The 24,828-nt window shown below is 43.8% G+C and carries 20 protein-coding genes and 1 tRNA gene; 20 read left to right on the forward strand and 1 reads right to left on the reverse strand.

Features of this window, described 5'->3' with window-relative positions:
• Positions 1 to 5: 5 nt before the first annotated feature.
• From HXT32_RS00820 to HXT32_RS00840, 5 genes are all read left to right on the forward strand, one after another.
• Complete coding sequence (locus HXT32_RS00820) at positions 6 to 359, forward strand: hypothetical protein (RefSeq protein WP_064621518.1); 354 nt, start codon at positions 6 to 8, stop codon at positions 357 to 359.
• Positions 360 to 402: 43 nt separating this feature from the next.
• Positions 403 to 1,830 (forward strand): Maf family nucleotide pyrophosphatase, encoded by a 1,428-nt coding sequence (locus HXT32_RS00825; RefSeq protein ID WP_064621515.1) that lies wholly within the window; start codon positions 403 to 405, stop codon positions 1,828 to 1,830.
• 329 nt (positions 1,831 to 2,159) lie between these two features.
• Positions 2,160 to 3,020 carry a KilA-N domain-containing protein gene (locus tag HXT32_RS00830; protein ID WP_004109131.1) on the forward strand — a complete coding sequence of 287 codons (861 nt, stop codon included), beginning with the start codon at positions 2,160 to 2,162 and terminating at the stop codon, positions 3,018 to 3,020.
• 330 nt (positions 3,021 to 3,350) lie between these two features.
• Entirely contained in the window at positions 3,351 to 3,704 is a 354-nt protein-coding gene (locus HXT32_RS00835) for a hypothetical protein (protein ID WP_064621514.1), read from the forward strand.
• Between the two features lie 12 nt (positions 3,705 to 3,716).
• Positions 3,717 to 4,004 carry a hypothetical protein gene (locus HXT32_RS00840; protein ID WP_004109139.1) on the forward strand — a complete coding sequence of 96 codons (288 nt, stop codon included), beginning with the start codon at positions 3,717 to 3,719 and terminating at the stop codon, positions 4,002 to 4,004.
• A gap of 47 nt (positions 4,005 to 4,051) precedes the next feature.
• Here the strand turns inward: HXT32_RS00840 and HXT32_RS00845 are convergent, their stop codons facing one another.
• Positions 4,052 to 4,993 (reverse strand): AEC family transporter, encoded by a 942-nt coding sequence (locus HXT32_RS00845; protein ID WP_012914484.1) that lies wholly within the window; start codon positions 4,991 to 4,993, stop codon positions 4,052 to 4,054.
• A gap of 393 nt (positions 4,994 to 5,386) precedes the next feature.
• Between HXT32_RS00845 and HXT32_RS00850 the strand changes: the two genes are divergently transcribed.
• The 15 genes from HXT32_RS00850 to HXT32_RS00920 all read left to right on the forward strand — a co-directional run bounded on the left by HXT32_RS00850 (position 5,387) and on the right by HXT32_RS00920 (position 24,657).
• Entirely contained in the window at positions 5,387 to 8,668 is a 3,282-nt protein-coding gene (locus HXT32_RS00850; protein WP_285089394.1) for an Rne/Rng family ribonuclease, read from the forward strand.
• 186 nt (positions 8,669 to 8,854) lie between these two features.
• On the forward strand, positions 8,855 to 9,163 hold the full coding sequence (rplU, locus tag HXT32_RS00855; protein ID WP_004111933.1) for a 50S ribosomal protein L21: 309 nt from the start codon (positions 8,855 to 8,857) through the stop codon (positions 9,161 to 9,163).
• 33 nt (positions 9,164 to 9,196) lie between these two features.
• On the forward strand, positions 9,197 to 9,448 hold the full coding sequence (rpmA, locus tag HXT32_RS00860; protein ID WP_004106248.1) for a 50S ribosomal protein L27: 252 nt from the start codon (positions 9,197 to 9,199) through the stop codon (positions 9,446 to 9,448).
• 135 nt (positions 9,449 to 9,583) lie between these two features.
• Positions 9,584 to 11,266: a GTPase ObgE gene (gene obgE / locus HXT32_RS00865; protein ID WP_116440655.1), complete on the forward strand. Its 1,683-nt coding sequence runs from the start codon at positions 9,584 to 9,586 to the stop codon at positions 11,264 to 11,266.
• A gap of 25 nt (positions 11,267 to 11,291) precedes the next feature.
• Positions 11,292 to 12,437, forward strand: a complete 1,146-nt coding sequence (gene proB, locus HXT32_RS00870) for a glutamate 5-kinase (RefSeq protein WP_004109151.1) — start codon at positions 11,292 to 11,294, stop codon at positions 12,435 to 12,437.
• A gap of 102 nt (positions 12,438 to 12,539) precedes the next feature.
• On the forward strand, positions 12,540 to 13,778 hold the full coding sequence (locus HXT32_RS00875) for a pyridoxal phosphate-dependent aminotransferase (RefSeq protein WP_076003075.1): 1,239 nt from the start codon (positions 12,540 to 12,542) through the stop codon (positions 13,776 to 13,778).
• Between the two features lie 158 nt (positions 13,779 to 13,936).
• A tRNA-Trp gene (locus HXT32_RS00880) sits at positions 13,937 to 14,012 on the forward strand.
• 36 nt (positions 14,013 to 14,048) lie between these two features.
• Positions 14,049 to 14,276: a preprotein translocase subunit SecE gene (gene secE, locus HXT32_RS00885; RefSeq protein WP_004106254.1), complete on the forward strand. Its 228-nt coding sequence runs from the start codon at positions 14,049 to 14,051 to the stop codon at positions 14,274 to 14,276.
• A gap of 41 nt (positions 14,277 to 14,317) precedes the next feature.
• Positions 14,318 to 15,214: a transcription termination/antitermination protein NusG gene (gene nusG / locus HXT32_RS00890; RefSeq protein WP_004109157.1), complete on the forward strand. Its 897-nt coding sequence runs from the start codon at positions 14,318 to 14,320 to the stop codon at positions 15,212 to 15,214.
• Positions 15,215 to 15,608: 394 nt separating this feature from the next.
• Positions 15,609 to 17,897, forward strand: a complete 2,289-nt coding sequence (locus HXT32_RS00895; RefSeq protein WP_422118982.1) for a hypothetical protein — start codon at positions 15,609 to 15,611, stop codon at positions 17,895 to 17,897.
• Between the two features lie 245 nt (positions 17,898 to 18,142).
• The gene (locus HXT32_RS00900; RefSeq protein WP_422118983.1) at positions 18,143 to 19,987 is read left to right on the forward strand and encodes a SpaH/EbpB family LPXTG-anchored major pilin; all 1,845 of its coding nucleotides are present in this window, start codon (positions 18,143 to 18,145) and stop codon (positions 19,985 to 19,987) included.
• Positions 19,988 to 20,140: 153 nt separating this feature from the next.
• On the forward strand, positions 20,141 to 21,178 hold the full coding sequence (locus tag HXT32_RS00905; RefSeq protein ID WP_004109166.1) for a class C sortase: 1,038 nt from the start codon (positions 20,141 to 20,143) through the stop codon (positions 21,176 to 21,178).
• Between the two features lie 186 nt (positions 21,179 to 21,364).
• Entirely contained in the window at positions 21,365 to 22,732 is a 1,368-nt protein-coding gene (locus HXT32_RS00910; protein ID WP_033888488.1) for an ATP-binding protein, read from the forward strand.
• A gap of 346 nt (positions 22,733 to 23,078) precedes the next feature.
• Entirely contained in the window at positions 23,079 to 24,101 is a 1,023-nt protein-coding gene (locus HXT32_RS00915; RefSeq protein WP_116440658.1) for an ORF6N domain-containing protein, read from the forward strand.
• 94 nt (positions 24,102 to 24,195) lie between these two features.
• Positions 24,196 to 24,657, forward strand: coding sequence for a Panacea domain-containing protein (locus tag HXT32_RS00920; protein ID WP_422118984.1), 462 nt, complete (start codon positions 24,196 to 24,198; stop codon positions 24,655 to 24,657).
• The last annotated feature ends 171 nt before the right edge of the window (positions 24,658 to 24,828 follow it).

The following is a 24,828-nucleotide window of genomic DNA, read 5'->3' on the forward strand; positions in this document are numbered from 1 at the left end:
GTGAAATGGATATGTATGAGAATTTAGCTGATGAAAATGTGTCTGTTCCAAATAATCCTCCTGTAATGCAATTTTCTGGCGAAGAAGCTGCAAAAATTATGCAAACTTTGCTTTCTGAAGATTCTGATGCAACTGAAATATTTGCATCCTTATCTGGACCAGGAAGACCAAATTCAAAAGAAAGGCGCGAAAGCAGTGTTCAAGAGCGTTTTCGTGTACCTAAATCTTGGAGTGAATATATTTCTCGCGCTGCTAAAAGAGATGGCATGCCAAATAAAAGCAAGTATTTACAGTCTTTGATTTTGAGAGATGCTCAGATGCATAATGAACAATGCCAGCTACAGGCAGTATTGCAGTAACCAGAAAATAGACTGTGTGAAGGATAAAAAGGAAGAGTAAGGTATGACAGTTTCGTTGATTTTGGCCTCACAGTCTCCAGCGCGTAGGGCTGTTTTGGCGGCCGCTGGCGTGATTCCGGTAATTCACGTAAGCGAAGTGGATGAGCCGGCGGCTTTGCGTGATGCCGCTAGTGAGCGAGGTACGAGCGTTGAGCAGTTGAACGTTGAGCAGCGAGTTTCTATTTTGGCTCGTGCAAAAGCTCAAGCTGTGTACCATGCGTGGAAGTGTGTGGCGGATGCGGCTGCTTCGGCTAGTGGCGATTTAGTTGTGGGGTATCCGCTGGAAGCTGAACCTGCGGGATCTGAATCTTCTGAATCTGCTGGTAATGCTTTAGCAAGCGATTCGCAATCAGACGTAACGCATAACGTAGATACGGCGCAAACTCGCGATTTTTCAGGCGTTACTGTTCCTACAAAAACTTTCGATATTCACGATTTTGCATATACGAGTAAATCTTCTCATGATTGTAGCGGTGTGCTGATTGTTGGCTGCGATTCCATGTTCTTACTCGATGGTGAGTGCTACGGAAAGCCGCATACTCCTGAAGTGGCATTTGAGAGAATCAAGCAGATGAGTGGAAAAACAGGACAATTGTGGACTGGTCACTGCTTAATCGACGCAAAAACCGGCAAAACTATTTGCAAAACAAGTCATGCAAGCGTAACTTTTGCGCAAATGAATGACGCGGAAATTCGCGCGTATGTAGCAACTGGTGAGCCTCTGGAAGTGGCAGGATCCTTTACGCTAGAAGGTTTTGGCGGAGCTTTTATTGAAAGCATTAATGGAGATCCTCACGGTGTTCTTGGAATCAGCTTGCCGCTGCTGAGACAAATGGTTTCGGAGCTTGGATACGCTTGGCCGGATTTGTGGAATAAGGAAAGCTTGGAAGAAACTGGCGAAAAGAATGATCCGACTTCCACGGAAGTGCCTAAAGAAAATGTGCATCAGCCGGGAGATGGCTGGGTGCATTGCGATTGTGGCCGCAGACATTGGGGTCATAACGGAGCTGCTGGAGTGCTGCTTGCTAGGCGAGATGCTGAAACTGGTCGCGTGACGCACGTTGTGATGCAACATCGTGCTCTTTGGAGCGCTGAAGGTGGCACTTGGGGCATCCCTGGGGGCGCAATTTCCGACGGAGAAAGCGCGATTGAGGGCGCGTTGCGTGAGTCTTTCGAGGAAGCAAATATCACTTCGGGAGATATTGAAGTTGTTGGAGCTTACCGCGAAGATCATGGAAATTGGTGTTATACAACGGTTTTTGCGTTTGAAAAGCCGGGGCATAGTGTGGATCCTTGCGCGCACGACGACGAGAGTATGGAAATTAAGTGGGTGCCGATTGACGACGTGCCTAAGCTGAAGCTGCTTACGGCAATGCGCACTGATTGGCCGTCGTTCCGCGCTCGTCTCGATTCTCTTGCCTCGATTCGCTAGTTGCGCAAAGGTAAGTGCGCAAAGATAGCTTCAATTTGGAAGTAGACTTCCAACTTGCGAAATTTTATTTAGAGTATTGTTTTGGGACTTAACTTTTTTATTTTATCTACGTGTTTGCGTTGCTTTTAATCTATGAAATCTTATAAAATACTACTTATGCGCTGGTGCATGCTAGTTTTCTGCTAGTTGTTAGATGTTTTGTGGCTTGTGCTTGATTTTGTAATTTTGCTTGTGATTCATGGGTTTTGTGTTAAGCGCATAGAAATAAAGTAAACAAATCAAATAAAGCAACTAATTGCGTAAATTTGCGTAAATATTAGGGGGCAATTATGTCTAATGCATCAAATATTAAAAAAGATATTATTACAGCAAAAGGCTTTACAATTCAGGTTTATACGGAAGATTTTAGGAATGATTACGTTAGTTTAACCGATATTGCGAGATATAAAAACAAAGAAGAGCCTAAAGATGTTGTTAAAAACTGGCTGAGAGTGAAGAATACTATTGAGTTCTTGGGATTGTGGGAGAGTATTAACAATCCTAATTTTAAAGGGGTCGAATTCGACTCCTTTAAGAATGAGGCTGGTTCTAATGCTTTTACTTTATCTTCTAAAAGATGGGTAGAATCAACAAATGCTATTGGCATAGTTTCCAAATCTGGTAAGAATGGCGGAACTTACGCTCATAAAGATATAGCATTTAAGTTTGCGGCTTGGATCTCAGCAGAATTTGAACTATATATTATCAAAGATTATCAAAGACTTAAATCTGATGAGGGTTCCAGGCTTTCGTTGAATTGGAATTTGAACCGTGAGATTTCGAAGATTAATTACAAGATTCATACGGATGCTATTAAAGAATATTTGTTGAAGGATTTGACTTCTGAGCAGTTGATGTATAAGTATGCAAATGAAGCAGATTTGTTAAATGTTGCATTGTTTAATAAGACTGCTAAGCAATGGAGAGACGCAAATCCTAAGTCAAAAGGAAACATTCGAGACGAGGCGAGTATTAATGAACTTCTGGTATTGGCGAATATGGAAAGCTATAATGCTGTTTTGATTTCTAAGGGTTTACCACAGGAAGATCGAATGGTGGAACTTAGAAATTTGGCGCGAGCGCAGATTTTATCCCTTGAGAATTTGAATAATTCTGGAATAAAGAGTTTGGATTCCGTGTTAAAAAGTTGAGTTTAATCACTTTTTAATTCTGCACTTAATGCTGATATTTACCTCGTCTTCTGGTACGTGTGCAGTACAGTTTCCGCGCGTGTCTTGATTCTCTTGCCTCGACTCGTTAGCTGTGCAAAGATAGCTGCGCAAAGGTAGCTTCAATTTGGAAGTAGACTTCCAAGTATGAGTTAGTTTTGCGGAATCTGAGAGCAGACTTCCAACTTTTGCCAATTTGCATTAGGCTTTTTGCATGCTTTTATTAGTTCGATTAGCCATATTTTGATAATCTCTGGCACAATGTGATAATATTTCGTATACGAAAGTATTGAGAGTTGGGAGATAATATTTATGAAGGTTTTAGTGCATCCTAGAGTTATTCGAAAACGACCTTGGTTCAGCGAAACTGAAGTAATAAATATGTGGAACTCATCTTGTAGAGAGCTTCCCAGGCAAGGTGAATATGAGCTCTTTCCGCTTTTATTGACAATGAGAATCTTCGAGCTTCCCAGGCAAGGTGAATATGAGCCTAGTCAGATGCTTTCACTTGCTTGGGATTCTCGCGGAGTTATTACGGAACTTATTGCATATAAGGGCGAAGATGGGGAATGGATTATTTTTCATGTAGTGCCTGCAACTAAAAGGTTTCTTGCTGAAATGGGATTTAGTCAAGAAGAAATTAGACAAATTTTTGGTAGAAGATAGGTAGGAGTGATTATGGCTAATTTTCGTGGTGAAGGTGGCGTTGATGTCACTGATGAAATGCTTGATAAATGGGAAAGTGATGCTGAAAAAGGCAAATATCACGGTAAAGCTGGTAATTTGCGTATTAAAAAGCCGCTCGGCAGACCGCCTCTTTACAAAGAAGCTATGTTGCCTATAACTTTTCGTATATCTGCTGAAGATGCTGATGCTCTAAAAGCTTCTGCGGATAAGCAGGGTGTGAAGATTGGGGATGTTGTGCGCGAAGCATGCAAACTGCTTCTTGCTCAAAAAGCAAGATGATTACAAAGTGTTGTGATTGCAAAGTTCTACGATTGCGCGCGGATTAATCACCCCAAAATAGCGGCGATTACTGCTATGCAAATTGGGCTAGTGACAGTAGAAAACAGTATGCCGTCGCGCGCAAAACTTAAGCCGACGTTGTAGCGCGCAGCATAATTGTAAACGTTTTGACCGGTTGGAAGTGCCGCCAGCACAACGCACGCATACAAAGTCGCCCCGCGAAAACCCATAACAAAATAAGCTAGCAAAAATGCAATTGCAGGCATAATAAGATTTTTTAGCACAGCAACAGTGGCAATAGCAGCGCGATTGGAATCTTTTCGTAAAGGTTTGCTTCCGTAAAGCGACATTCCAAAAGCCATTAAAATCATTGGAACTGCAGAATCGCCAATCATCTTAATTGGATCGTAAAGAAAATTAGGAACAGGGAAGTAGCCAACTTTTGCGGAAATTGCAGAAATAATAATTCCACCAAGCGAACCAATTAAAAGTGGCTGTTTTAAAGGCTGCTGAGCGATGCGTTTAAGCGAACATTTTCCAGTAGTTGTAATGTCGAGAACCGTCAAACCAACAGGAGTAAATACAGCCTGTTGCATAACTAAAATCGGAGCAACAAGCGCAGGATTTCCCAAAATATAAGTCGCAACCGGCAAGCCAATATTGTTGGAATTTAAATAAAGAGAATTGAGAGCACCTACAGTGCAGTCGGCTGCAGGAAGATGGAAGCAAAAGCGATTAAGCAGCACGAACGCAACTCCAACAATCATTGCAGAAAAGAATGCAACAAAAATCGAAGAGTGAAAAATCTCAAAAATAGGCTCTTTAGAAAGTATTGCAAACATTAAGCAAGGGCTGGAAACGAAAAAACTTACGCGATTTAGGACCATTTGAGCCTGTGAACCGCCAACGCGCATGCGAGCAGTAACATAGCCTGCAGCAATAACAATGCCAATTACGCAAAAGCCTTGCATTGCGCTGATTAAGCCCATTTCTTGCCTCCAAAATTCGTTAATTGCACGCAAATTGCATGCGTGCGAACCTATGCTGTAACTATAGGAGAGATACGCAACTTTTATGTGCGTTATGGATGAGTTTGAAATTATTGGAATTTTTAGTAACTGCTAATTGGCTTAAAACAGCGATGCAAATTTTAATATTCAACGAGTCATATATTTGACTCGGCAATATGGCATACTAGAGAGCGGTGGCACTGCAAGCCGCCAGGCAATCGATGGCGTCGATCCCCTCGTGAGCGTTTTCCGAGGCTGGCGTCCGCTGTCGCGCAGCTAGACTTTGTAAAGAGCTTTGGGGTGGCTCGCGCACGTGCGTGCTCAACTTAAAGCCAGGGATGCGAGGCGATGCAGCGTCTCGTGAGGAGCATAGTGCCCAGAATAATAAGAGAACGCTTCAATGAATCTGAAGCTGAAAATAGTAGAACTGTGTCTAAAACCGCTACTTCTGCGGAAATGTCCGGAATAATGCAATCTACAGATTTTGCGGAAAGTAATATAGCTGCCGGCGATACTTTGCAGCAAAGCTCTGGCGTTACGCGTCGCCGTCGCGGTCGACGAGTTACTCGTGGTGCCGGTGCGGCTGGAGAAGCAATGGAACTAAAAGTTGAGGATTCTAGTACGAAGGATTCTGAGCCGCATGTTGTTAAATCGCGCCCGATAACTTCGCTCCTATTCCAGGAGCCAGTTCTTCCTAAGGTAGTGAACAATCGTAGTGAAGAAAGCAGCAGTTCGCGTGATGACTTGCGTGACAACTCGCGTGATGTCTTGAATGATGATTTGCGTGATGATTTACGTGATATTTCTCGCGGAAGGCGCGGTGGACGCAACAGCCGCGATAGCCGTGATAGTCGCGATAGTCATGATAGCCGTGATAGTAGCGAACGCAAGTCACGTTCTGAAAGACGTGAGAATTCAAGCGAAATAAAGCGTGATAGTGGCAGAGGGAATAGTCGTGAAACATCGCGTGAAACAAGTCATTCTATGTATTCTCAAGATTCTGGGTACGCTAAGAATTTTCAGGATTCGCAAGATGATCGCGATGAAAAAACTCGCAAAAGCCAGCGTTCTCGCCGTTCTCGCAGATTGAATGCTGTTGAGCGACGTGCTGCAGCTGAAGTTGAGCAAATTGAAGAGGATCTTGCATACGACAATATTGTTTATGCTCCCATTGATACGCGCATCGATGAAACTCTTGATATTAGCGATATTTTATCTGCGGAAAATGCTTCAAATAGGCGTTCTAATCGTCGCAATATGTCGAATAACATCTCTAATGATGATGACGCTCGAAATGAAAATGGTGCAGTAGGCAGCAGAGATGGTAGCAATATCAGAGATAACAGAGATAGCCGCAATAGCAGTGACGAAGGCGATAACAGAGGTATAAACGACGATTATAATGCGAATAATGGCAACGATGACGATGAAATAATGATTACGCGTCGCCGTCGTCGCCGTCGTAGCTCTCGCGCTGATCGCAACGAAAGTCGCAACGAAAGCCGCGATTTTGACATCGATATTTCTAATGATATTGACGATGACGCGAATTCTCGCACAAAACGCGCAAGAATAGATGAAGTTTCTCAAGAAGATCGCGATTTAATTCCAGATCCAGAAGAACTTCGTGAGCAAGATGAGGAAGAAACTCTTTATACGCGTCGCCGTCGTCGCCGCCGTTCTAAATCCTCCGATGACGCAAATTCCGCGTCTTCTCAGGAAGAGTCATCCGACTACACTAATGCGAACGAGGATGACTTAACTTCTCGCCGCTCGCGCAAGCAGCAGTATATAGACGAAATTACGGATATTGAAGGCTCTACGCGACTTGAGGCAAAGCGCCAACGACGTAGAGATAATAGACGTGAGCGTAGCCGTCAGAACCTTCTTATGGAGCAAGATTTCCTTGCTCGTCGCGAAAATGTTGAACGATTAATGGTTGTTCGTGAGCGCGATCGCCACACGCAAATTTCCGTTATTGAAGACAATATTCTTGTAGAACATTATGTTTCTGATATTCAAGAAGTTGCTACTGTTGGAAATATTTATCTTGGGCGCATTCAAAACGTGCTTCCAAGCATGGAAGCGGCATTCGTAGATATTGGTCAAGCCAGGAATGGCGTGCTTTATGCAGGCGAAGTTAATTGGGATATGGCTCGTCTTGAAGGTCAGCCTCGTAGGATTGAGCTTGCGTTTAAGTCTGGTGATCCTGTGCTTGTGCAGGTTACTAAGGATCCAATTGGGCATAAGGGTGCTCGATTGACTTCGCAAGTAACTCTTGCAGGGCGTTTCTTAGTGCTTGTGCCATCTGGCGGCATGACCGGTGTGAGTCGCAAGCTTTCGGATCGAGAGCGCTCGCGTTTGCGTGCTATTGTGTCGAAGATTGCACCAAAAGATATGGGCGTTATTATTCGTACTGCTGCTGACGGCGCAAGCGAGGAGTCGATTGAAAAAGATTTAGATTCGCTTGTTAAGCAGTGGGAGCGCATTGAAGCTAAGCGCGAAGAATACTTGCATGGAAAGCGCCCTAAGCTGTTACAGGGTGAGCCTGATGTGGCAATTCGTGTCGTGCGCGATATTTTCAACGATGACTTCCAAAAGCTTATTGTTGAAGGCGAGGGAGTGCGTCAGCGAATTGATGAATATCTTGAGATGATGGCTCCAGATTTGCGCAGCAAGGTTGAATATTGGGATCCTGCTGAGCATGAAAGCAAGGACGTTTTCGATAAGTGGCAGATTGATAGTCAACTTCGTAAGGGTATGGAGCGTCAGGTTTATTTGCCGGCTGGTGGCTCTATCGTGATTGACCGTACGGAAGCAATGACTACGATCGATGTGAATACTGGACGATTTATTGGGCGTGGTAAGTCTTTGGAAGAAACGGTTACTCGTTGTAATTTGGAGGCTTCTGAAGAGATTGCGCGCCAGCTTCGTTTGCGCGATATTGGTGGCATGGTCATGATCGATTATGTCGATATGGTTATGCCAGCGAACCGCGATTTAGTTTTGCGTAGGCTTTTGGAATGCTTGGCTAGGGATCGCACGAAGCATCAAGTTGCTGAAGTTACGTCTCTTGGTCTTGTGCAAATGACGCGTAAACGCGTTGGTCAAGGCTTAGTTGAAGCGTTCTCTGAAGAGTGTCCAACGTGCAAGGGACGTGGGTTTATTTTGCACGATGAGCCTACTGTTTCTTCGGAATATGCAGATCCTTACGCGCTTAAGGGCGGAGATCCTTTTGTTAAAACAAACAAGTATGGTCACGGAAGCGCAACGGAACAGCCTGCGCCTGTTAAGCAGCAGGGTTCTAGTGCGGAAGTGAGAGCTAAGTTAGCGCGTATAGCTGCCGCGTCTGTAATTACTGACGCAGCTCATAAATCTGAAGAAGAAACGCAGTATAGCAATTTTTTGAATTCTGATGAAGAGTCTGTATCTTCTAAGGCGGATGAAACTAGCGAAGTTGCGGATGCTGGCGAAACCGCGGAAACTAGTGAAGTGGATAAAACTTCTGAAGACTTAGTTGAAAATAATTTAGAGGATACTACGCAAGAGATTGCTGAGTATACTGCGGAGCAACCTACGCAAGAAACTATGCAGGAAACTGCGCAAGATAATACGCAGGAAATTATGCAAGAAACTACAGAAAGTGATGATTGAGCCTCTGAATAGTGACTAAGTATATGCCTTGAGTACAATATTGAATATTGTCTGCATTGACTCATGAATCTAGCGACTTGACGTTAGTACATGGGTAGGTGTATTTTTGATAGTCGGTGTCTTGCCGCGCGTGTTTTGCTGTGCGCAAGGCAAAAGTAAGCTTTCAATTGAGCTAAGGAACGAATTATGTACGCGATTGTGAAGGCCGGTGGCCATCAAGAGAAGGTCGAGGTTGGCGACGCCATTCTCGTGAACCGTCTCGATGCAAAGAAGGGCGATACCGTGGAATTCCCGGTCGCGCTCGTTGTTGACGGTGCTAAGGTAACCTTGAGTGCCAAGGATCTTGCTAAGATCACGGTGAAGGCAGAAGTCTTGAACGACGAAGCCAAAGGTCCAAAGATTAGCATTATGAAGTATAAGAACAAGACTGGTGTGGCTCGTCGCAAGGGTCATCGTCAGAAGTTGACTCTCGTCAAGATCACGGCCATCGCCTGATTGACGGTGTTATAAACCTGAAAGGACAGTGAGATGGCACATAAGAAGGGTGCGTCTAGCTCGCGCAACGGTCGCGACTCACAAGCGCAATATCTTGGTGTTAAGAAGTTTGGCGGTGAAGCTGTAGTGGCTGGCAACATTATCGTTCGTCAGCGCGGCACTAAGTTCCACGCAGGTCAGAACGTTGCTTTGGGCAAGGATCACACGCTGTACGCTTTGGTGGACGGCAATGTGAAGTTCGGTATTCGTCGCGACCGCAAGGTTGTTGACGTTGTTACCGCCTGAATCTTAGCTAAGCCTAAACAGATTCGACAATAAGTCGACAATAAAACGTTTAAGCCGCACCCCCGTTCGGTGCGGCTTTTTTGTTCTCGCATGTTCCCGAGAATTTAAGTGTTTATCTTCGAGTAAGGTAGCAGTATGAGTGATTTTGTAGACCGAGTAACAGTGCATGTAAAAGGCGGAGATGGTGGAAACGGATCTGCCGGAGTTCGTCGCGAAAAGTACAAGCCATTAGCAGGTCCAAATGGCGGTAATGGCGGTGACGGTGGTTCCGTTATTTTTGTAGCTGATCGTAACGCAAACAGCTTACTTGACTACCGCTTCATGCCTCACCGTACTGCAGAAAACGGTACGATGGGCTTAGGTGACACTAAAGACGGTTCAAAAGGTGCAGACTTAGTGCTTCCGGTGCCTGTTGGAACTGTTGTTTTTACAGCACGCGGTGCCGCAGGCTCTCAAAAGCGACCTGGCGAAGTTTTGGCGGATTTGCAACATGTTGGAGACAAATTCGTTGTGGCGCAGGGGGGTGCCGGCGGTCTTGGCAACGCAGCACTCGCAAACAAAACTCGTCGTGCCCCAGGATTCGCGCTTTTAGGCGAGCCTGGCGAAGAACGCGATGTAATTTTGGAACTCAAGTCTATCGCAGACGTAGCTTTAGTTGGATTCCCTTCTGCAGGAAAATCAAGCTTAGTTGCTTCAATTAGTGCAGCTAAGCCGAAAATTGCTGACTACCCGTTTACTACTTTGGTGCCAAACCTAGGTGTTGTAAGCTTCGGCAACTATCGCTACACAATTGCAGACGTTCCAGGCTTAATTCCAGGAGCTTCCGAAGGAAAAGGCTTAGGTCTTGAGTTTTTGCGTCATATTGAGCGCACAGAAATTATTGCGCATGTAATCGATTGCGCAACGCTGGAGCCAAATCGCGATCCAATTAGCGATTACCACGCTCTTGAGCATGAGCTTGCGCAATACGCTGATAAGCTTGAGCTTCCGTTGGGTGCAATCCCAATTCCAGAGCGTCCGCGCATTATTGTGCTAAATAAAGTCGATGTGCCTGAAGCTAAAGAATTGGCTGATTTTGTACGCGGTGAATTTGAAAAAATGGGATTGACTGTATTTGAGATTTCTACCGCGTCTCACGAAGGCTTGAAAGAGCTCGGTTTTGCGCTTGGACGATTGGTTGAAAAGATGCGAGAGAAACTCGCTGCCGAGGAAGCAGCGCGTGAAGAAGAGCGTGTTGTCATTCAGCCTCTTGAGCAGCAGACTTCAGCTTTGCGTCGTCGCCGCGATGATGGACGTGGAAATAGTGCAGACTTTGAAATTAAGCGCGAGGAAGACAGGAATGGTGATTTTTGGTTCACTGTTACTGGCGCAAAACCTGAGCGCTGGGTTATACAAACGAATTTCGACAACGACGAAGCCGTTGGTTATTTGGCGGATCGCTTGGCAAAGCTTGGCGTTGAGGATGAATTGCGCAAGAAGGGCGCGCGTCCAGGAGACGAAATTCGTATTGGCACTAGGAATCATATGGTTTGCTTCGACTGGGATCCAAGTATCGCTGCCGGTGCAGAAGGATTGGACGGCGCTAACTTGGGTGCGCGTGGCAAGGATTTGCGAATCGAAGCGAACGATCCTCGCGGAGCAAGGCGCACGAATGCTGAGCGTAGACGAGATTATCACAGCATGATGGATGCAAAGAGCGCAGTTCGAGACGCGATGATGGCTGAGCGAAAGTCGGGTCACTGGGCGGATCCTTCTGTGGATGACGATCGCCATGATGAAAATAGTTTGTTTGGTCGTGGAGAAGAGCAGAAAAACTAGAAAAATCAAGGTCAAGGGGAATCTTATGAATAATCCAGAAATTGAGCTTACCGAAGATGGGGTTCGGTGTTCAATTCGTGAGGCGCGCACAATCGTTGTAAAAGTTGGCTCAAGCTCACTTACGAGCGCGTCTGGGCAGCTGGATGTGCAAAAGTTGCGCGCTCTTGTGACTGCAATAAGTCACGCGCAAATGCAAGGTGCTCGCATTGTGCTTGTGTCTTCTGGTGCAATTGCAGCTGGATTTGGTTTGCTCGGCTTTAATGAGCGTCCTAAAGATGTGCCAACTCAGCAGGCAACAGCTTCAGTTGGTCAAGGATTGCTTATGGCTCAATACGAAGCAGCATTTTCGCAATTTGGTTTCAGAGTCGGGCAAATGCTTCTTACTGCGGACGTTACTATTTCGCCGTCTCGCTACCGTAACGCTCAGCGCACAATGCTGCGGCTTCTTGAACTTGGCGTAATTCCAATCGTAAACGAAAATGATGCGCTTTCTAGCAACGAAATTCGATTCGGTGACAACGACAGACTTGCAGCATTAGTTGCGAATATTGTGCGTGCAGAAGCGCTTGTGCTGCTTACAGATGTGGATTCGCTTTATACTGCGCCGCCTAGCGAACCTGGCGCAAAACGAGTGAGCTTTGTGCCAGATGTGACGCGTGCTTTAGAAGAAGTGAAAGTTGGCGCAAGCGTTTCGGGTGTAGGTACTGGGGGTATGGTGACGAAGCTGGAAGCCGCGCATGTGGCGGCAGTTTCGGGTATTCCAACCGTGCTTACTTGCGCTGGAAATGCTGGTCCGGCACTGGCTGGAGATGCTGTTGGCACTGTGTTTGCGCCGGTGCATACGCGCGATTCTTCTAGGCGACTTTGGATTGGGTTTGCGTCTAATCCGCACGGAACTTTGGTGGTTGATTCTGGTGCTGCTAAAGCTGTGCGCGGCGGACGTGCGAGCCTTCTTGCGGCTGGTATTGTTGGTGTGCGCGGCGAGTTTTCGGCGACGGATCCTGTGTGGATTGACGATGAGCAGGGTAACCATTTGGCTAAGGGTTTAGTGGCTTTTGACGCGGAGGAAATTCCGGAGATTATGGGGCGTACGAGCGATGAGCTTGAAGAATCACTCGGCCGTCAGTATGCGCATCCGGTGGTTCATCGCGATAATCTCGTGCTTGTGTAATTGCTAGCGGCTTGTGTTTTGTCGATTTCATCGGTTGGTTTGGTGTTTTCGACAGTTTCGCTTGTTTCGCCCGTTTCGCGGCTTAAGGTTACACTGTAAATCATGGCAGAGAATATTGCAGAAACTTCATCCTCAGAAAATTGGCGCGTATTAAGCGAGCGTATTAACCGAGTCGCTCCGAGCGCAACTTTGGCAGTAGACGGCAAGGCAAAAGCTATGAAAGCTGACGGAATTGACGTCGTAAGCTTTGGTGCAGGAGAGCCAGATTTTCCTACTCCTTCTTACATTGTTGATGCTGCAACACAAGCGTGTAAAGATCCGCGCAACTATCGTTATACTGCTACTGCAGGTTTATCTGAGCTTAGAGAAGCAATTGCTCGTAAAGTGCAGCGAGATTCCGGATACGAAGTTTCCTCAAATCAAGTCGTAGTTACAAACGGCGGAAAGCAAGCTGTGTACGAAGCTTGCCAAATTCTTTTAAATGATGGCGACGAAGTTATTATTCCAGCTCCGTATTGGACGAGTTATCCGGAAGCAGTAAAGCTTGCAGGCGGCGTGCCTGTGCCGGTTTTGGCAGGTGCAGATCGCGGTTTTGAGCCAGATGTTGAGACAATTGAGTCCGCTCGCACTTCACGCACGCGCGCAATTATCGTAACTTCGCCTTCGAATCCTACAGGTGCTATTTGGAGCGCGCAAACTATTCGCGCAATCGGCGAGTGGGCTGTAAAACACCATATTTGGGTTATTTCTGATGAGATTTACGAGCACTTGCATTACGACGGCATTTCGACTTCGTATATTGGCGTCGAGGTGCCGGAAATTCGCGAGCAGCTGCTGATTTTGAATGGTGTTGCTAAAACTTACGCAATGCCTGGCTGGCGTGTTGGCTGGATGGTGGCGCCGGAAGATGTTGCTAAAGCTGCAATTAAGCTTCAAAGCCATATGACTTCTAATGTTTCTAATATTTCGCAGCGCGCAGCAATTGCTGCAGTCGGCGGTTCGCTGGATGTGGTCGCCACTATGCGTGAGGCTTTTGATGCTAGACGCAAAGCAATTGTGGAAGCGTTGAACAATATTGACGGCGTTACTTGCCCTCTTCCTCACGGCGCTTTTTATGCGTTTGCTAACATTGAGGCGTTGCTTGAGCGTCCGCTTGGCGAGAAGCGCGAACTGCCGCATACTTCTTCTCGATTTGCTGAAATGTTGCTTGACGAAGCGCATGTTGCTGCGGTTCCGGGAGAAGCTTTTGGTGCTCCTGGCTATTTGCGATTCTCTTGCGCTCTTGCTGACGACCAGCTTGCTGAGGGCATGCGTCGCATGAAGAAGTGGGTTGAAGCTTAAGCAAGTATGTATTGCAAAATAAGAACTTGCTTGCCGTTGCACAATGCGACACTCGCTTTTTGTGTGACGATATAACGAAATCATGCCCATGAGATAGTATGTCTATCTGGCGGTTTGCTATTTCGTTCCTTTTGGGGTATGATGAGCGAGTTCACCTTAGGGATGTGGCGCAATTGGTAGCGCAACGGTCTCCAAAACCGTAGGTTGTGGGTTCGAGTCCCGCCGTCCCTGCCAGTTTTTTGTTCAAGTTTTTACACGAAGGATTCAAGCATGGCGCAGGCACGCAGTACTAAGAAAGCAGTAAAGCATAACTTGTTCGTGCGTATTGGCATGTTCGTTAAGCAAACTATTGACGAGACGCGCAAGGTTATTGCACCTCATGGCAAAGAGTTGTTTGCTTGGTCGTCTGCAGTTTTCATATTTGTTGTATTTTTGATGGCTTTCGTCACCTGCATGGACTTCGGTTTGGGTAAGTCCGTAATGTGGCTGTTCGGCTGAGTTGAAATTGGCTGAGTTGAAATTTTGAAGGTGTATGCAAGATGACTGATGAATTCAATTTCGAAGAAGCGAGTGAAGCTGATGAGGCTTTTGCTTCTCATGATGCTGACGAAGCAAACGAGTCAGCTGTGAATGATGAAGCTGCTGCTTCTAGCGAGTCTGTTGAAGCTGATGTGGATGAGGAATCTGCTGATGTTGCAGCTGATGTAGCTGATGGCGCTGCTGCTGACAGTGTTGCTGATGTTTCTAACGAAACTGACGAAACTAGCGATGCTGATGAAACTACTGATGCTGACGATGCGAACGAAGCCGACCCAACTGATGCCGGCGCAATCGCTGTAGCAGAATTTTCTAAGAAACTTCGCACTTTGGAAGGCAAGTGGTACGTTCTTCACACGTATTCTGGTTACGAAAAGCGCGTGAAAACTAACGTTGAATCCCGCGTGCAGAACTTTGGTTTGGAAGATAAGATTTTCCAGATTGAAGTTCCTATGGAAGAAGTCGAGAAGCATACGGAAAAGGGTAAGAAGGTTATTACCCGCGTGCGTGTGCCAGGATATGTGTTGATTCGCATGTGGCCGGATGAGAACGCTCGCCGCATTGTGCGCGAGACTGAGGGTGTGACTGGTTTCGTTGGTCCTTCTAGAGAGCCTGCACCATTGAGCCGCAAGGAAGTTGTGTCAATGATGGCTCCGATGATTGCTTCCGAAGCTTTGAAGAATGCTGGCGATAAGCCGGCTGCGGCACGTAAGCGTAAGGTTGAGGTTGCTTACAAGGTTGGCGATCAGGTAACAGTTACCGACGGTCCATTCTCAACGATGGCAGCTGTGGTTTCGGACGTGGAGCCTACAACTCAGAAGCTTACGGTGTTGGTTTCCATCTTTGGACGTGAAACTCCTGTGGAGCTTGGGTTTAACCAAGTTGAGCCGATTGTTTGAGCTGAAAGCCTAGGCTTTTGTAGCTAGCTTTTGTAGATTTTACAAACCGGGGTGCGTATTGCACTCCGGTTTTTTGTTTAGTTTTTGTTTAGTTTAGTTTTTTTGGTTTTGCTTGGTTTTTCGTTTTAGTTAGTTCGCTTATTTACTACGACACGCCGTAAAATGGGGAAATAATCCTAAATTTTCTTGCAATTACAGTGCTTTTATCAATATAAATAATAAATATTTCCAAATATTTAGTTTGGCTTGCAAATAGGCGTGGGGGGGGGGGTATAGTGCTGAGTGTTTGGGAAGAGCGTTTTTAGCAGAGAATTTTAGCGAGAATTCGAGTTTTTCAGTGCCGTTGTAATAACGACATTATGATATAAGAGGGCGAATTAGAAGGTAGGTGTATATGTTTAATTCGCATATATTTAGCCGTTTCCTTCGACTAGTGCGCTCAATTCGCCGTTCGTTATTTGCTTTTTTTGTGGCGATTGCAATATTGCTTGCTACTTTTGTGATTGCTCCAACTTATGCGTTGAGTGCTGGCGAAAGTGCTACTTCTACTGAGAAGGCTGAGGGTGCGAAGGCTGGTTCTACTAAAAACGATGGTGAATCGAATAAGCAGTCTGAGCAGAGTGAATCTAATAATACTACTGAGCCTAATAAGAAAAATACTGATACTTCAAGTACTTTAAATAAAGATAATAAGGAATCGCAGTCTGTTAAGCGGCAGAAGTCTGATAGTAACAATGGTGTTGATAAGGCTAAGTTAGCTGAGACTGCTGTAAAGAAAAGCGTTAAAAAGAAAGACATTGATTCTGCGGAAGCTGTTAAAGGCACTGACAGAGGCGCGAATGAAAAGCCTGAACTTCCGGAAGCGTGCAAGAATAATAGAAGGTATAATACTCCTGAAAAATGCTACAGCATTACTTATGGTAATAAAACAATAAACATTAAAAGTAAGAATGGCGAGCCTTATAATAGGGTTCCTCAGATTCTTACTCCAACAATAAAAGTTGCAGGTAAAGTGCAGCAAACATTACCTGCTGGCGTGTGGCTTGGGTTGGAAAAGTATAGTGGAAATAATGATTCCGTAAAGTATGCTTTTTTCAAGGGTGAGAATGATAGCTACACTGCTAAATCTACGAAAAATAGCGATGGTTCTATACGTTTTTTTGCGAGCAAATGGTTAGTAGCTAATACATATAGGTTTTATGTTGTAATACATTATCCAGGTGGTTCTAAATCCAGCACTAGGATTAAAGCGATATTTGCTAAGGATGATTTGCCTAAGGCTCAGCCCGATGATTTATCGCTGAGCTTATACGATTTTGGGAATGCGCAGGATGGTGTTGCGGTAAGTGGTAATAAAATTATTATAAAACCAAAGTCTAAGGGTTCAACTCCTAGCGTAGGTACTGTCGTCAGTGATGATAATAAAGACGTTTACGATCCTATTAATAAGCTTTTTATTGAATCGAAATCGACAGATAAGCCTGGTTCTATCTATCACCGTATGATTTGCCATGAAAGTGGTAGCGATAATTATACGTCAGACCGTGTTAATGATTTGAGTTTAGTTACGCAGACTCAGTTCAAGCATATGGAAAATCAGAATCGACCTGATAAAAATGCAGAGAATTCTGCTGTGTATGAGAATGATGATTATACTGAGCGCTCTCAAAGCTGGATTAGTGGCACGCCTAAAGAGGCTGGCACTTTTGAGTGCAAAGTGTTTGCTATTAAGGATGTTGACTTAAAACAAGACTTATCAACTCATAAAAAGCCACAATCGTCTAAATTGGCAGAAGAGTTTGGCAAAAGAGTCAAAACTAATACAGATATGAAGTTATTGTTCGATAATCCAGAACGAAACATTGTTGAAGATAAGTGGGACAATAAAACATCTATTGCGAAAGGCGTTGACTGGGATTATAAGACTGTAATAATCCAGTTTGGAGATAAGCCAAAGCCAAAAATTAGTGATAATGATCTTACGCTGAAAGTGTATCCGTTTAAAACCAGCGATGGTTCGTTGCCGGCGGCATTGTCTAGCAGCAATAACAATATTTCTGCGATACTCGGCATGAGTCTTAAGCCGTTTGTTGATGCTACTTCTGCGGCGGATAGCACGAATAAGATTACGTTGCGCGTGCTGTGCTCGAAGGGCGAGAAGAAGAATAAGTCTCTTGAATACAATACTTGGAGCAGAAATCTTGACGAGCTTGGGTTGAGTGTGCCTGGGGATAAGGATCAAACTAGATGCAATAAAGCAGGAAAAGGCGATAACGAATGTACTGCGGATAAGATTGCGTCTCAAGCTTCTATGGAAGTGAGCATAAAGCCGACTAAGGTTGGCGATTACAGTTGTGTTGTATACGCGCTGAAGCCTGAAGCTCTAAATAAGTTTGATGCTTTAACAGGTACCTTAACTCCTGATTCAATAAAATCTGCGCTAACTTCTGCAACTCCTACTGCTTTTAAAGAAAAGAAGGAGTTTGCTGCTTTTACGTTCAATATTCACTTGGCGAGTAATTTTACTTTGCCGAATACGGGCGGTCAGAGTTGGAATTTGCAGTTTGGTATTCTTGCTGCTCTGTTGGTAAATCTGCTGGCGGCTGGCTTCGTGGTAAGTCAAAGTGAGTGCGCTCGCAAATTAATTTTTGGAAGGCGGCGAGGCTTATGCAATCACGTATGAAGCAGTTGTATATGCATTTACTCGCCGTGCTTCGCATAAGGCGACTACGTACGCATTTGCGCATCAAGCCTTCCTGTTTCGCGCATTGTTTTATTGCGTATTGTTTTATTGCGCAGTCTTTCGGGATTCGGGAGCGTGATAACACAAAGTAAATGCCAAAAATTTTAAAACTCTACTCGTCAAGAGCATTATCAATGCAAACTAATTCTCTACTTGCCGTAAAACGGCATACGAAAGGAGTGAACATGAAAAAGTTCACTAATAAATTCGTGGCGGCGGTTGCGTCGCTTGCGATGGCTGGCACGCTGTGCGTCGCCGGCGCTGTAACTGTGGCTGGAGTTGCGTGGGCTAGTAGTAAGCCGGGTGTTCCACAACCTTCTGTTAAAATGGGTCCTAAGGCTCCATGGGAGAGTGAAGCTCCGACAACCGGTAGTTTAACTATTGTTAAGTGCAAGAAAAAGGATGTCTCTACAACTACTACTACCGTTGCTTCGTCTAGTACTGCTAATGCGTCCGCATCTAATGAGACAGGCAAAACGCAAGATACATCTTGCCCTGCTGGTTTTGAACCTCTTAAAGATGTTAGTTTCACTGTAACTAAAGTTGCATCCATTAAGGAAGGAACTAATGATGTTACTTTGAATCTTGCTCAGTATGATTCTTGGCAGAAGATTGCTGGTATTGTTTCTAAGCTAAACGCTCATCCGGAAGAAGCTGGAGTTGTAACTCTTGGAACTAGAACTGATGTGCACAATATGACTGCTACAGACAAGGATGGTAAGTCTACACTTAATAATCTTGCTGTTGGTTTGTATAAGATTGTTGAGAAGGTTCCTGATGGTTATGGTGCTTACGATTTCAGTAGTTTCTACATGACTTTGCCTTTGATTGAACAGAAGACTGATAATGGCAAGACCACAACTGTGTATGAGTATAATCCTGTAGTTAAGCCAAAGAATATTGATCTTTCTTCTGCAATTAAGAAGAATGTTGATAAATCTCACATTTTTGCTGGTGTAAAAGATAAAATTTACTACACAATTACCGCGAAGGTGAACAAGACTAAGATTGACAAGGATTTGACTGAGAAGAATCTTAAGGATTACGCGGTATTCGATGATGCTCCAACCTCAGCGTTTACAGAACCTAATAATCAGGGACTTGATGCTGCTGTGCAGTCTGTAAAGTTCGGTACAGGTAGTGATTCTACCTTTACTAAGGGTGAGAACAACGACTACACCGTTACTGCAATGGCTAATTCTGATAATGCTGAGATTACTACAGCTGGAGATACTAAAGGTCTTGCTGCTGGTCACACTCGCATTCTTGTGAAGTTCACTGAAGCAGGTTTGAAGAAAATTGCTTCTAAGTTGAATAACGTTGCTGCTGGATCTGAGGCTCCTCAAGTTGAGGTTGAGCTTGCGTTTGACATAAGTAAAGCCTTCAAGGATTCTACTACAGATAAGACTATTACTAATAAGTCTGGCTTCTTCCCAGCTCATGATGAGGGTACTACTGCACCGAATCCTATAATTCCTAATGTTGATGGCAGTAAGCCTACAGTCAAGTTTGGTTATTTGCAGGTTGATAAGTACAATTCTGAAGATGAGAGTAAAAAGCTTTCTGGTGCTGAATTCAAGATATTTACCGACAAAAATAAAGCAGATTTGTGCACCAAGTCTCTTAAGGAAAATACAGCAGTAGATGCGGAAGATAGTCCTTGCAAGGCCGCTTCTGCATTTGATGAAACTACTGTTGAAGGCGGTAAATTCTCTAATCCTTACAAGGCTGAAGCTGGTTCAACGCTGTATGTTGTTGAGGTTAAGGCTCCTGAAGGATTTGCTTTGTCTCCTGTGGTTAAGGAAATAACTGTTAAGGATACAACTACCAACGATAATCCTGATACTTTGGAATTCCCTAACATTCCATTGCATGGTGAAAAAGGCGGTAACAAGTTCTGGTTCAATCTTCCTGCAACTGGTGCTGCTGGCGTGATTCTGTTTGCGCTTGCTGGCATAGGCTTGATTGCAGCAAGCGTGTTCCTCTACATGCGCAATCGCAAAGAAGAGGAACAGCAGCAGAACGCCTGATCCGCTTTCTAAAGCTGGTCTTGTAGTCTAATAGCAAAGTGTGAGTCTAGGGTTTACTGAACTAAAATCCTAGACTCACTTGCTCTAAAAACGTGTGTTTTCACGCGTAATTTGAAACAAAATTTACGTGTATAAACGTTACAAGGAAGAAGCATGAAATTAAACGACGCTGTTGTTAAAGTATATGCTTTCTTCAAGCAACTCAAAGCAAAACCCGTCGCTCAAGCAAAACCCGTCGCTTCCGCAACCGAAACAACACCAGCCTCCACAGCAGCGCAAACCGCAGCCTCCGCAACTGCAACAAAACCCGCTAAAAAACCCAAATCCAAACTCCGCCGCACTCTCGAGCCAATTGCCCTCGCACTTGCAGCAATTTTGTGCTTCACGTACCCGGTTGCGTCAACGTTGTGGAATAACAAGGTGTCGAAGGAGATTTCTACCGCGTATGATCGTTTGAATCGTAAGCAGATTGCGAGTGCTCGCGAGAAGATTTTGAACGCGGCTCGTCGTTATAATGCGCGCCACAAGTCGATTATTACGGCTGATCCGTACAATGGCACGACGGATTATATGAAGACGCCGGAGTATAAGGAGTATGCGAAGCAGCTGGATGAGCCGATGGGGATTATGGGTATTGTGAAAATCCCGAAGATTGGCGTTAAGCTGCCGATTTACCACGGTAGTTCGCAGGAGGTTTTGGCGTATGGCGCTGGACACTTGTATGGCACAGATTTGCCGGTTGGGGGTAAAACGCGTCACGCTGTTGTGACGGCGCATACGGGTTTGCCAAATGCGACCATGTTTGATGATTTAGTGGAGTTGAAGAAGGGTGATTTCTTCTACTTTGACGTGCAGGGGGAGACGCTGCGTTACAGGGTATTCCGCATTAGCGTGGTCGATCCGCATGATATTAGGTTACTTCAACGCGAGAATGGGCGTGATCTGGCGACGCTGCTTACCTGTACGCCGTATGGTGTTAATACGCAGAGATTGCTGGTGACAGGCTATCGCGTGCTGCCGGATCCTGTTTCCGTGCCGGGCGATAAGTTGCAGTGGCCGCTTTGGATGACGATGTTTGTGCTCGCGCTTATTGGTTGCGCTGTGATTCTTACGACGATGATTATTGCCGCGGTTCGCAAGCGCCACCGCCGTGCTGCTTCACTTGCTCATGCCAAACATATAACTGCTTAGAATTGCTGTAATGCAGCGTGTCGCGAAGATTTAGAGAAATAACACCTTGATTTTCGTGAAAATTCGGCATATATTTACCCCTGATTTCGTGAAAATTTAGCATAAATTGACATTGATTTTCGTGAAATATATACTATAAAACAATAGTATTTTCAACGGTTTTGTGGTAATTAAGAGTGGTGTTATATGTTAAGGCGAAAATTTTATCAAAAAATGCTCGATTGGAAGAATGCTGATCGCGGTTCAACAGCGCTTTTAGTAACAGGTGCTCGAAGAGTTGGGAAAAGTACTATAGTTGAAGAGTTTGCAAGAAACGAATACAAGTCTTATATTCTTATTGATTTTTCGCAAGCATCAAAAGATGCGCTTCGGCTATTTGAAGATTATCGTTCAGATTTAAGCACTTTCTTTACATACATATCTGCACTATATGGTGTGAAACTTTATAACCGTGAATCGGTAATGGTTTTTGACGAAGTGCAATTTTTCCCACAGGCTAGAGAATTTGTAAAACAACTAGTTGCAGATGGCAGATACGACTATATAGAGACTGGCTCGTTATTGTCTATTAAACACAATGTTGAAACAATATTGATTCCATCTGAAGAACAAGAAGAACGCATGTATCCTCTTGATTTTGAAGAATTTTTGTGGGCTTTTGGAGAAGAAAATCTATCGAAAGTTATTAAAGATTCATTTGATGAGTTAAATCCTTTGCCAGATGTTTTACATAAAAAAGCGATGCGACTTTTTAGAGAATATATGCTAGTTGGTGGCATGCCGCAGTCTGTAAATGAATATGTTGATTCGAGAGATTTTGCTCGAGTAGATAGGGTTAAGCGTCGTATTCTTTCGCTCTATAGGCAGGATGCTGCAAAGTTTGCAAAAGGTTATGAAATGAAAGTTATGTCTGTGTTTGATGGAATACCAGCACAGCTTTCCAGACATGAAAAAAGATATAGGATTACTTCCTTAGGTAAGAATGCTCGTATGCGTGACTATAAGGATGCGTTTTTTTGGCTTTCGGATGCGAGTATTACAAATAATTGCTACAAATCTACAGATCCAAATGTGGGATTGAATCTTAATGCAGATGATGCGTTAGTAAAATGTTATATGGCTGATACCGGTTTGTTGACTTCTATGATACTTTCAGATAGTAGTATTGCGTCTAATGATCTGTATAAAGAAATTTTATTTGGAAAAATCTCAATTAATGAAGGAATGCTAGTTGAAAACGTTGTTGCGCAACAGCTAATAGCATCTGGACATCGCCTATTCTTCTATTCAAATAGAGACAAAGAAAATTCGGAAAATACTATGGAAATAGATTTTTTGATTTCTAAAGCTTTTCAGGATTCTGCTGGCAAAATGCGTATATCTCCTATTGAAGTTAAATCTGGGAATGTGTTTAAAACAGTTTCTCTTGATAAATTTAAGAACAAGTTTTCAAAAAGAATTGGAACTAGTTATGTATTTGCTCCTAAACAGCTTAGCGTTAGAAAAGATTTGAATCTCGTAATATTACCACTTTATATGTGTGGATTGGTGTAGCGTTCCGACCTGCCTTCGCGCTGCTATGTAGTGCACTTATTCCTCACGGCTTAGCCGTTTGGCTGATTTGGCATGACATGCCGTAAATCAGGTACAAGCGCACTACATAAATGTGCTGTGCGTTTGTATTAAAACCGATTTTTTTGTTGCTTTTTATTTGTGGAATCTTATAGAATTATATTTATGCGCTGATGCATGCTAGTTTTGCTAGTTGTTAGATGTTTTATGGCTTGTGATTGATTTTTGGGAATAACCCTGATTGCTTGCGATTCATGGGTTTTGTGTTAGAAATGTAGTTTTTGTTGTACAGCGCTAGGTTTTACGCACATTTTTTAGGAGTGATCTTATGGTAGAGGGGAATAAAAATCTAATTATCGCTGACTCTAAAAACGCGTCTGTTGGAATGATAATAGACGCTGAAACAATAAAAGAGAAAATCTACAACATTCGTAATCAAAAAGTCATGCTTGATTTTGAGCTTGCTGAAATATATGGGTATGAAACGAAAAATTTCAATAGACAGATTAAGAATAATATTGAAAAGTTTGAGGGCGAAGATTTTATGTTTCGGCTAACTGCTGACGAGTTCAAAAACTTGAGGTGCAAAAATTTCACCTCAAGTTGGGGTGGCTCTCGATATTTGCCTTATGCTTTTACGGAGCAGGGTATTTATATGCTCATGACTGTGTTAAGAGGTGATCTTGCTGTTAAACAGAGTAGGGCATTAGTTAGAACCTTTAAGCAAATGAAGGATTATATTGTTGAAAATAAGGATTTTATTGGCGCGAAGGAATTAGCTAAGCTTGCGATTCAAACGAATCAGAATACTAATGATATAGCGGAAATAAAATCTCAAATGGCAACGAAGGAAGATTTTAATAAGGTAATGGATAATTTTATTAATCCAGATTCGTATAAACATTTTCTTCTTATGGACGGCAATAAAATAGAAGCGGATCTTGCGTATTGCAAAATATATAAGTCAGCTAAGAAAAGCATTTACGTTGTTGATAATTATATTGGTCTTAAAACATTGGAACTATTACGGTTTGCTGGTGAAGGGGTTGAAATCGTAGTTTTTAGTGATAACGCTAGGAGCAAGAATATGCTTACGGAAAGCATGTTGGGTGATTTTGTAAGCGATTGTCCTGGTGTTGATTTGAAGTTTAAGACTGCTGGCAGAAAGTATCACGATAGGTATGTGGTTATAGATTATGGAACGGATGATGAGGCTGTTTACGTTTGTGGCGCTTCGTCGAAAGATGCTGGCGGCAAAATTTCGACTATTACGCGAATAGAGTCTTTGAATTTGCGCTTGTATCATGCGATGTTTGATGAGTTGTTAAAGAATCCTGAGTTAGAGTTTTAACATTTTATAATGTTCTAGTGTTTTGCGCTCAACTTGGAAGTAGACTTCCAACTTTTGCTGTTGCGCAAATGTAGTTGCGCAAAGGGAGGTGCGTATGACAACAATCTTTAACGTGGCATCGTACATCCTTGATATTGCTGGAACTATTACTACTATGAAGCTTCAGAAGTTAGCTTACTATTCGCAAGCGTATTCTTTGGCTACTACTGGATATCCATTATTTAACGAGGATTTTCAGGCATGGAGAAATGGTCCTGTTTGCCCAGAATTATTCGCATTGCATCGCGGTAAGTTTTTGATTCGTAAAGGGGAGTTTGTGCTTCCTAGCACTGATAAGTTGAATGATGATTCTTTAACAGATGGTCAAAAGCTTCTTGTGGAAAAAGTGTGCAAAAAGTTTGCTGAGTGTTCTGGTAGTGATTTGAGTGCTATGACACATCGTGAGGATCCATGGAAGAGTGCTTATGATGCTACTAATAGTTCGGCAATATGCGTTCAAAAAATTACTAAGGATTCTTTGAAAGAGTACTATTCAGTTCATAATTTGCTTAAGTAAATGTGATATTCTCTTGTTCTCTTATTTGCTCTGAGTTAGTTATAGCGTTGCTCGAGATTTGTGGAGTTTGTATTAAGAGCATAGAAGTAAAGCATGATATGGTAGCTTGAAAACAACGCAATACTTATAATTCATGCGAATCGTCTTACAAAGGGATTTTTACAAGAGATA

It is taken from the genome of Gardnerella sp. DNF00747, from assembly GCF_049262675.1.
GTDB classification, from domain to species: Bacteria; Actinomycetota; Actinomycetes; order Actinomycetales; family Bifidobacteriaceae; genus Bifidobacterium; species Bifidobacterium swidsinskii.